The sequence below is a fragment of the Thauera mechernichensis genome, assembly GCF_029588855.1.
Taxonomy (GTDB): Bacteria; Pseudomonadota; Gammaproteobacteria; order Burkholderiales; family Rhodocyclaceae; genus Thauera; species Thauera mechernichensis.
This window is the reverse complement of the sequence record NZ_JARQZE010000008.1, coordinates 151104-159693: the sequence shown is the minus strand read 5'-3', so window position 1 is coordinate 159693 and position 8590 is coordinate 151104. Positions and strand designations below refer to the sequence as shown.

Here is an 8590-nt window from a genome sequence, read left to right as displayed (position 1 = left end):
GCAGGTTCTGCAGGCGCAGCACCAGCGGCTTGTAGTTCTTGTCGACGACGTCGCCGATGTCGGGTAGGCGGCCGTCGGGCTGCGTGGCCATGTCGGGGTCGGCGAGGTCCTGGCCGGCGCAGAAGGCCCGCCCGGCGCCGCTCAGCACCAGCACGCGCGCGGCATGGTCGGCGTGCACGCGGTCCAGTGCGTCACGCAGTTCGGCATGCATGTCGCCGGTGAAGCTGTTGAGCTTGTCGGGGCGGTTGAGTGTCAGGCGGGCGACGCCTTGCTCGACCGAGAACAGGATGTTCGCGTATTGCATCGATACTCCTTGGTTGTAGTGAGGCCCGGTGGTGCAGCACTCCGGGTGCCGTTCAGATCGCGCCGTCGCGCCGCAGCGCAGCGATCGCAGCCGCATCGTAACCGATGGTCTGCAGCACGGCGTCGGTGTGCTCGCCGAGGGCAGGGCCGACCCATTCGCAGCGACCGGGTGTCGCCGACAGCTTGGGCACCACGCCGGGCATGCGGCAGTCGCGGCCGTCGGGCAGCTTGACGCTCTGCAGCATCTCGCGGGCGAGGAATTGCGGATCGGCGAACATGTCGGTCACCGAGAAGATGCGCGAAGCAGGCACCTCGGCCGCGGCCAGGGCGGCGAGGGCGTCGGCTTCGTCGTGGCCTGCCACCCAGGCGTCGATGAGCGCATAGAGCTCGTCGCGGCGGGCGTCGCGCCCGGCGTTGTCGGCAAGCGTTGGGTCGTCGGCGAGGTCGCTGCGGCCCATGGCCAGCATCAGACGGCGGAAGATGGCGTCGCCATTGGCGCCGATGGTGATGTGGCGGCCGTCGCGCGTGGTGTGGGTGTTGGACGGAGTGATGCCCGGCATGATGTTACCGGTGCGCTCGCGCACGAAGCCGAACACGTCGAACTCGGGCACCAGCGATTCCATCATCGCGAACACGGCCTCGTAGAGCGCCACGTCCACCACCTGGCCCTTGCCACCATTCATCTCCTTGTGGCGCAGCGCCATCAGCGTGCCGATCACGCCCCACAGCGCGGCGATCGAATCGCCGATCGAGATCCCCGTCTTCACCGGGGGGCGGTCGGGGAAGCCGGTGACGTAGCGCAGCCCGCCCATCGACTCGCCGATCGCGCCGAAGCCCGGCTGCTGAGCCATCGGCCCGCTCTGGCCGAAGCCCGACAGGCGCAGCATGACCAGCCCGGGGTTGAGTGCCGAGAGCGTCTCCCAGCCCAGGCCCAGCTTCTCGAGTACGCCAGGGCGGAAGTTCTCGACCACGATGTCGGCCTCGGCCACCAGTCGGCGCACCACTTCGAGCCCGTCCGGGTGCTTGAGGTTGGCGGTCACCGACTTCTTGTTGCGCGACTGCAGGTACCACCACAGCGAGGTGCCCTCGTAGAGCTTGCGCCATTTGCGCAGCGGGTCGCCACCGTCGGGCGATTCGATCTTGATCACCTCGGCGCCGAACTCTCCCATGATGCGGGCGGCGAAGGGGCCGGCGATGAGGGAGCCGAGTTCGACGACCTTGAGGCCGGCGAGGGGTCTGGTGGGGGTGGTCATGGCGGAGCTGGACAGTGGAGGCAAGTGCGTCATTATCCCCGCCTTGGCGCCAGCGTCAGTGAATCTGTCAGCAGGTGCCCGGCGGGCGATAATCGGCGCTCCCCTCATCATGACCCGCCGCGCCCCATGCCGACCTTCGACCGCCGTCAGTATTCACCCTCAGTCGCCCGCAACGCCAACCCCATCCTCGCCGTGCTGCAACGCGTGTTGCCGGCCGAGGGGCTGGTGCTCGAACTCGGCAGCGGCACGGGCGAGCACGCCGTGCATTTCGCCCGCCATCTGCCCGCGCTGCGCTGGCAGCCGAGCGAGGCCGATCCTGCAGCCCTGGCGTCGATCGCGGACTGGCGAGGCCACAGTGCGCTGGCCAACCTGTTGCCACCCCTGTGCTTCGACCTGGCCACCATGCCCTGGCCAGTCGACGCCGCGGACGCCGTCGTGGCGATCAACGTCCTGCATTACTCGCCCTGGGAAAGCACGCCCGCATTGTTTGCCGCGGCTGCCGCGGTCTTGCCTGCGGGCGGGGTCGTGTACTGCTATGGTCCCTATCGCCGCGGCGGCGCCCACACCGCGCCGAGCAACGCCGACTTCGACGGATGGCTGCGCAGCGTCGATCCACGCTTTGCCGTGCGCGACCTCGAGGCGGTTGAGTCCGAGGCCCTGCGCTGCGGGTTTCGGTTGGCCGAGGTGGTCGACATGCCAGCCAACAATTTCAGCCTTGTGTTTCGCCGTGGTTGAGGGGGCGGGGGCCACGAGCCGCGGGGGCGCTGCCTGTTCGCCGCTTTCGGGTTGGGCGCGAGGCTGTCATCATGCGGCCCCTGCACTCGGATCCCTGCATCCGCTGCTGCGCTCCTTCATGTGATCCAAAGGCAACGCATCATGCCCATCTTCTGGCGTCCACAAATGGCCATCGGCCACGACGAGATCGACGCCGACCATCGTTATCTGATCCTGCTGATCAACACCGTCGAGCTCGTATTGCGCTTTCCAGAGAACCGGCCGCATATCGAGATGGCGCTCGAGGAGCTCAGGCGGTATGCGGCGGGGCACTTCGAGCGCGAGGAGCGCATCCAGATCGCCTGGGGCTACATCCAGTTCGACGAGCACAGGCAGGCGCATCGCCAACTGCTGCGCGAGCTTGATGTGCTGGTCAACAGCATCGAGGTTTTGCTCGACGATCCAGCCGTCGGTCCGGAAGGACTGCGCGACCGAAGCCAGGAGCTCACCAACTTCCTGCGCCACTGGTTGGTGGACCATGTGATGAAATCCGACATGCAGCTCGTGCCGTTGTTCAAGAAATCCAAGGTGTTCTGACACGCCGCGCGGTGCGGGTCTTCGGCACTCGGATGGCGCGGTGACGCTGTGGCGGGGGGCTGGTGCGTTGCGGTCAGTCCGCCAGGAAACCCCGCGTCCGCAGCGCGGCCTCGATTCCGCGCAGGGCGGCGATCCCGCTCATCGGCAGGGATACGCCGCGGTCGGCGGCGGTCGAAGCATCGTCGGGGTTGATGCGGATGAGGGGTGTTCCCTGTTGTTCGCCGAACAGGCGTACGGATGGCACGGCCGTGCCTGCGCCGATCTCGATCACCAGCAGCCGGTCGAGTGAGCTGCGCCAGCTGGCGTAGCGAGCGTATTGGTGCTGCGTCCGGGTGTCGATCCAGTCGGCGTCGCCGAACATCAGGATGTTCGGTCGCGCAAGGCCCTTGCACCAGGGGCAGACGGGAGCCGCGTTGAGGAGCAGGCAGGCTGCCTCGTCAACCTCGGGCTCGAAGTCGTCGGCCGGCCACACCTTGCCCCGGCAGCCTGTCATGCATTGCAGGTGATGAATCGAGCCGTGGCACTCGACGATGTGCCGTGGGTCGAAACCCGCCTTCTGGAAGTGGCCGTCGACGTTGCTGGTGAAGATGCGGGCGCCAGCAGGCAGTTGGCTTGCGATCGACTTCAGGATGCCGAAGGCGGGCCCCGGTGTGGTTTGTCGGTATAGCCGCAAGCGGTGGCCGTAGAAGCCCCAGGCCAGCCGTGGGTGGGTGCGGAAGGCGGCCGGGTTTGCGATCTCGGCGAACTGCAGGCGAGCGCGGCCAAGCGCCGGGTAGGCGCGCCACAATCCGCCGCTGCCGCGAAAATCCGGTAGGCCTGAGTCGACCCCCAGCCCCGCGCCAGCGGTGATCAGCAGGCCGTCTGCCTGCGCGATCAGGTCCGCGCAGCGGGAGAACTCCTCTGTCCAGTCTGTTTCCATCGTTTTCTCCACGAGGCGCCATTGTGGGGCTTGCGGTGGGCGCCGGGGCAGGCAGGCGCATGCGCCGTGGCCTGGTTGCCGCATGGCTGTGGCGATTCATCTGCCTGTAACGCACACAGGGCCATGCATCGGCGCAGAGGCGGATTAACATGGCGGCTTGTGTGCGCTGCAACTGCCTGGATACCTTCCCGATGCTGCTCGATACCTGGATCTCCTTCCTCGTTGCCTGCTGGGTCATCAGCCTCAGCCCTGGCGCGGGCGCCGTGGCGTCAATGTCTTCCGGCCTGAACTACGGCTTCCGCCGCGGTTACTGGAATGCCCTTGGGCTGCAGCTTGCGCTGGTGCTCCAGATCGGCATTGTCGCCACTGGCTTGGGGGCGGTGCTGGCTGCGTCCGAGCTTGCCTTCTCGGTCATCAAGTGGTTCGGCGTCGCCTATCTGGTGTACCTGGGCTGGAAGCAGTGGGTGGCACCGCCCGCGGCGGTGGCGGTCGAGTCGGGCGATGCCGCTCATGGGCGGCCATGGCCGCTGGTGATGAGAGGCTTCATCGTCAATGCCAGCAATCCGAAGGCGATCGTGTTCATCCTCGCGGTGTTGCCGCAGTTCCTCGACCCGGCGCGTCCGCTGCTGGCGCAATACCTGATCCTCGCAGCCACCATGATCACGGTCGACCTGGTCGTCATGGCAGGCTATACCGGCCTCGCCGCGCGCGTGCTGCGCCTGCTGCGCGAGCCGCATCAGCAGCGTCTGCTCAACCGCAGTTTCGGCGGCCTGTTCGTGGCGGCGGCACTGCTGCTGGCGACCGTCCGGCGCGCCGGGCATGCGGCACCGGGGCCTTAACGGCTGGAGGGGTGGGTGTCGGATTTATTTACATCCCATGCCATGGTTATGGTTTCAGCTTATCCATAATTCATTTAATACAAAGGCATGTGTCGTGCAGATGCGCCGGGAATGAAATTTGCATTATGTGTCGTCGCGCCGTGCTTCACCCGAGGGGGTGGATTCGGTGTCATTCGATGCTAATTTCATGAGAGGCCTTGCACACATGAACCTCCTGCCCAGCACCGCACGGGTCGCCGTTGCGTCCGTGCTCACCACGGTCACGCTCGGGGCGATGCCCACCCTGGCGCACGCCCTCGTGCTCGAGATCGACGCGAGTCAGAGTTCGGTCACTTACAGTCCGGGGGGCTTTCCGCTCTGCGACCCGGACGGCAACTGCGGTGTCTTGCCGCCGCCGCAGACCTTCGCGCTCTCCGGCAGCTTCAAGCTCCAGCAGGAGACCGTGTTCGTGACCACATCCCTCTTTCCGCCCGACGGCTATGAGCGGCAGCAGATCCGCTTTGAGACGCCGGTGATCGAGAGTGGTGGTGCGTCTGCACTCGGGTTTGACTTCCCGACTTACTTCGCCGTGCTCTCGGGCGAGGATTTCGTGGCCAACGAGAATCCGTGCACATGGTTTCCGTCTACCGGGGGCTGCTGGTCGATGGGGGCCTTCGGCAGCTATGCCGGTACATTCAATGGTACGACCTTGTCGATGACAGGTACGGACTACGTGGGCGACTTCTTCCCCAGCAGGTTCGACTTCACCTTGGTTGCGCGGGCGGTTGGCGTTTCGACTGTGCCCGAGCCCGGCACGCTCGCATGCCTTGCGATTGGCGTGCTCGGATTGGGTGCGATGCGCAGGCGTCCGGCACCCCTGAACGTCTGATGCCTTAGCCGGCGGGGGCGCGCTCGCCCGCGCGTCTCCGCTGCAGCCCCGAAAGGCGTTGGCTGGCTTCAGCGCCGTGGGGCGTCCAATTCATCGAAGAGCCATTCCTGGAAGCTGCGGATCTTGGGCAGCTCGGCGCGCGACTTGAGCAGGTTGAAGGTGTAGCCCTGCACCTTGGGGCCAGCCAGGCCAAAGGGTGCGACGAGGCGGCCGGTTTCCAGTTCGCGTTGCACCAGCAGCAGGCTCTCCAGGCACACGCCCAAACCGTCCACTGCAGCGCTGATGGCCATGAACGAGCGGTCAAAGCGCAGGCCGCGTGAGATGTCGAGCTTGACTTTGCGGTGCTGGCGCATCCAGTCGCGCCAGCTCACCAGGCAGACCTCGCTATGGATCAGCGTGTGGAGGGCGAGGTCCTCGGGGCTGCGGATGGGGTGTTCGCCCTCGAGCAGCGCGGGCGCACACAGCGGCACGATGGTCTCGGCGGGGAAGCTCAGCACCATGGTGCCTGCCGGCTGCAGGCGGCGCATGCCGTAGCGGATGTCGATGTCGACCGCTCCCGAGACGAGGTCGACCGCGTCGGTCGATGCGTTGAGCCGCACGTCGACGTCCGGGTTCAGCGAGCTGAAGCGAGCCAGCCGCGGCATCAGCCACTGGGTGGCAAAGCTGGGGGTGGAGTGCACCGTCAGGATGTCGATCTTTTCCGTCCGTCCCAGTTCGCGAGTTGCCAACTCAATGCGCGAGAAAGCTGCCGACACCTCTTCGGCATAGCGCCGCCCGGCGTCCGTTAGCACCACCGCCCGATGTACGCGATGAAAGAGCTGAACGCCGAACTGCTCTTCCAGCTGCTTGACCTGATGGCTTATTGCAGACGGCGTGACGAAGAGTTCGTCTGCTGCAAGCGCGAAGGAGGACAGCCGCGCGGCGGCCTCGAATGCCTGAATGGCCTTGAGGGAAATTCGATTGTGCATCGCGGCATTCACATGAGATCAATTCATCTATAGGCCCATAAATATTCGTTTGAGGCCGATAAATCAAGCGAATAAGCTTTCCCTCACTCGCTGGACGCCCTTCATTGGCTGCCGGCAGGGCCGGGGCGATGGGTCTCTGGCCGAGCGAAACGAATCTGCCTGGCGCCCCTGCGTTGCCGGGTTCAAGTCAAGGAGAACTGCGTGCAAACAAGTCTTACCGAGGACTACGCCCGGGTCGCCGAAAGCGCCTACCGCATCCGCCGCTTTGCGTTGCGGATGGGCGAGGTGCAGGGCCAGGGCTATGTCGGCCAGGCGCTGGGTTACGCCGACGTGCTGGCGACGGCCTACTGCCATGCGATGAACTTCCGTGCCGACGACCCGGAGTGGGAGGGCCGTGATCGCTTCCTGCTGTCGCATGGTCACTACGCCATCGCCTTCTACGCCGCGCTGATCGAGGCCAGGATCATCCCCGAGGACGAGCTCGAGACCTATGGCAGCGATGACAGCCGGCTGCCGATGTCGGGCATGGCGACCTACACGCCGGGCATGGAGATGTCGGGTGGCTCTCTTGGCCAGGGGCTGCCGATCGCTGTGGGCATGGCGCTGGGCCTGCGCCTGAAGGGCAATCCCGCTTTTGTTTACAACTCGATGTCGGACGGCGAGCTCGACGAGGGTTCGACCTGGGAAGCAGCGATGGGTGCAGCCCATCACGGCCTCTCCAACCTGATCTGCCTGGTCGACATCAACAACCAACAGGCCGACGGCCCCTCGACCAAGGTGATGGGCTTCGAGCCCCTCGCCGACAAGTGGGCATCCTTCGGCTGGCATGTGCAGCGTGTCGATGGCAACGACCTGGCTGCCGTGATCGCTGCCTTCGACACCGCACGCAGGCTGACCGAAGCCAGGCCGCGGGTGATCCTCTTCGACACCCTGATGGGCAAGGGGGTGCCCTTCCTCGAGACTCGCGAGAAGAACCACTTCATCCGTGTCGATCCGCCCGAATGGCAGCAGGCCATCGACATCCTCGACCAAGCCCAGGGAGCTGCACGATGAGTACCACCACCGCCAAGAAGCCGCGCCTGACAACCTCGGCGATGATTGCCTCGATCGCCTCCGAGGGCCAGCGCGTCAAGGCTGCCCCGTTCGGCAAGGCCCTCGTCGAACTGGCCATGCAGCGCCGGGACATCGTCGGCCTTACCGCCGACCTCGCCAAGTACACCGACCTCCACCTGTTCGCCCAGGCCTGCCCCGAGCGCTTCTTCCAGATGGGCATGGCCGAGCAGCTGCTGATGGCCTCGGCGGGCGGCATGGCCAAGGAGGGCTTCGTGCCCTTCGCCACCACGTACGCGGTATTCGGCACCCGTCGCGCCTTCGACTTCGTGCACCAGGTGATCGCCGAGGAGAACCTCAACGTCAAGATGTGCTGCGCGCTGCCCGGCCTCACCACCGGCTACGGCCCCAGCCACCAGGCGACCGAGGACATCGCGCTGATGCGCGGCATTCCCGGCATGACCATCATCGACCCTTGCGACGCCCTCGACATCGAGCAGGCCGTGCCCCAGATCGCTGCCCACAACGGCCCGGTCTATATGCGCCTGCTGCGCGGCAATGTGCCATTGGTGCTCGACGAGTACGACTACAGCTTCGAGCTCGGCAAGGCCAAGCTGCTGCGCGACGGCAGGGATGTGCTGGTGATCTCGTCCGGCATCCTGACCATGCGTGCGCTGGAAGTCGCCAAGGCGCTGGAGGCGGACAAGGTCGACGTCGGCGTGCTGCACGTGCCGACGATCAAGCCGCTCGACACCGCGACCATCCTGCGCGAGGCCGGCCGCTCCGGCCGCCTGGTGGTGGTGGCCGAGAACCATACCTCGGTCGGCGGCCTGGGTGAGGCGGTCGCGACAGCGCTGCTGACCGCAGGCGTGACGCCGCAGTTCCGCCAGATCGCGCTGCCCGACGCCTTCCTCGATGCTGGCGCGCTGCCCACGCTGCACGACCGCTACGGTATCTCCACCGAGGCGATGTCGGCCACGATCAAGCGCTGGATCGGCTGAACGGTCGCTTCCTTTCTTCCCCCCTTCGCTCCCTCCCTCGAAACCGGGCGCCCTCAAGGGCGCCGCTCTGAACAGGAT

General features: G+C 66.0%; 10 protein-coding genes. 6 read left to right on the top strand and 4 right to left on the bottom strand.

Annotated elements, in window-relative coordinates; all coding sequences use genetic code 11:
• Positions 1-304 (bottom strand): enoyl-CoA hydratase-related protein (locus tag P7F68_RS12845; RefSeq protein ID WP_277833645.1); only part of this gene is annotated, 304 nt, incomplete at its 3' end.
• Between the two features lie 52 nt (positions 305-356).
• Positions 357-1556 (bottom strand): CaiB/BaiF CoA transferase family protein, encoded by a 1200-nt coding sequence (locus P7F68_RS12840; protein ID WP_002938497.1) that lies wholly within the window; start codon positions 1554-1556, stop codon positions 357-359.
• 126 nt (positions 1557-1682) lie between these two features.
• Between P7F68_RS12840 and P7F68_RS12835 the strand changes: the two genes are divergently transcribed.
• Positions 1683-2291, top strand: a complete 609-nt coding sequence (locus P7F68_RS12835; protein WP_277833643.1) for a DUF938 domain-containing protein — start codon at positions 1683-1685, stop codon at positions 2289-2291.
• Positions 2292-2432: 141 nt separating this feature from the next.
• Positions 2433-2867: a bacteriohemerythrin gene (locus tag P7F68_RS12830; protein WP_232433277.1), complete on the top strand. Its 435-nt coding sequence runs from the start codon at positions 2433-2435 to the stop codon at positions 2865-2867.
• Positions 2868-2940: 73 nt separating this feature from the next.
• On the opposite strand, the gene P7F68_RS12825 is transcribed toward P7F68_RS12830, so the two are convergent.
• Positions 2941-3786, bottom strand: coding sequence for an SIR2 family NAD-dependent protein deacylase (locus tag P7F68_RS12825; protein WP_002938531.1), 846 nt, complete (start codon positions 3784-3786; stop codon positions 2941-2943).
• Positions 3787-3935: 149 nt separating this feature from the next.
• On the opposite strand from P7F68_RS12825, the gene P7F68_RS12820 reads away from it, so the two are divergent.
• Together P7F68_RS12820 and P7F68_RS12815 are read left to right on the top strand one after the other, a co-directional pair.
• Positions 3936-4625, top strand: a complete 690-nt coding sequence (locus tag P7F68_RS12820; protein WP_277833642.1) for a LysE family transporter — start codon at positions 3936-3938, stop codon at positions 4623-4625.
• Positions 4626-4830: 205 nt separating this feature from the next.
• Positions 4831-5493 carry a PEP-CTERM sorting domain-containing protein gene (locus P7F68_RS12815; RefSeq protein ID WP_002938533.1) on the top strand — a complete coding sequence of 221 codons (663 nt, stop codon included), beginning with the start codon at positions 4831-4833 and terminating at the stop codon, positions 5491-5493.
• A 68-nt stretch (positions 5494-5561) separates the two neighbouring features.
• On the opposite strand, the gene gcvA is transcribed toward P7F68_RS12815, so the two are convergent.
• Positions 5562-6461, bottom strand: coding sequence for a transcriptional regulator GcvA (gene gcvA / locus P7F68_RS12810; protein WP_232431584.1), 900 nt, complete (start codon positions 6459-6461; stop codon positions 5562-5564).
• A gap of 201 nt (positions 6462-6662) precedes the next feature.
• On the opposite strand from gcvA, the gene P7F68_RS12805 reads away from it, so the two are divergent.
• On the top strand, positions 6663-7514 hold the full coding sequence (locus tag P7F68_RS12805; RefSeq protein ID WP_002930497.1) for a transketolase: 852 nt from the start codon (positions 6663-6665) through the stop codon (positions 7512-7514).
• Positions 7511-8512: a transketolase family protein gene (locus P7F68_RS12800; RefSeq protein ID WP_002930499.1), complete on the top strand. Its 1002-nt coding sequence runs from the start codon at positions 7511-7513 to the stop codon at positions 8510-8512. Before P7F68_RS12805 ends, P7F68_RS12800 begins: the two co-directional genes overlap by 4 nt.
• Positions 8513-8590 lie beyond the last annotated feature (78 nt).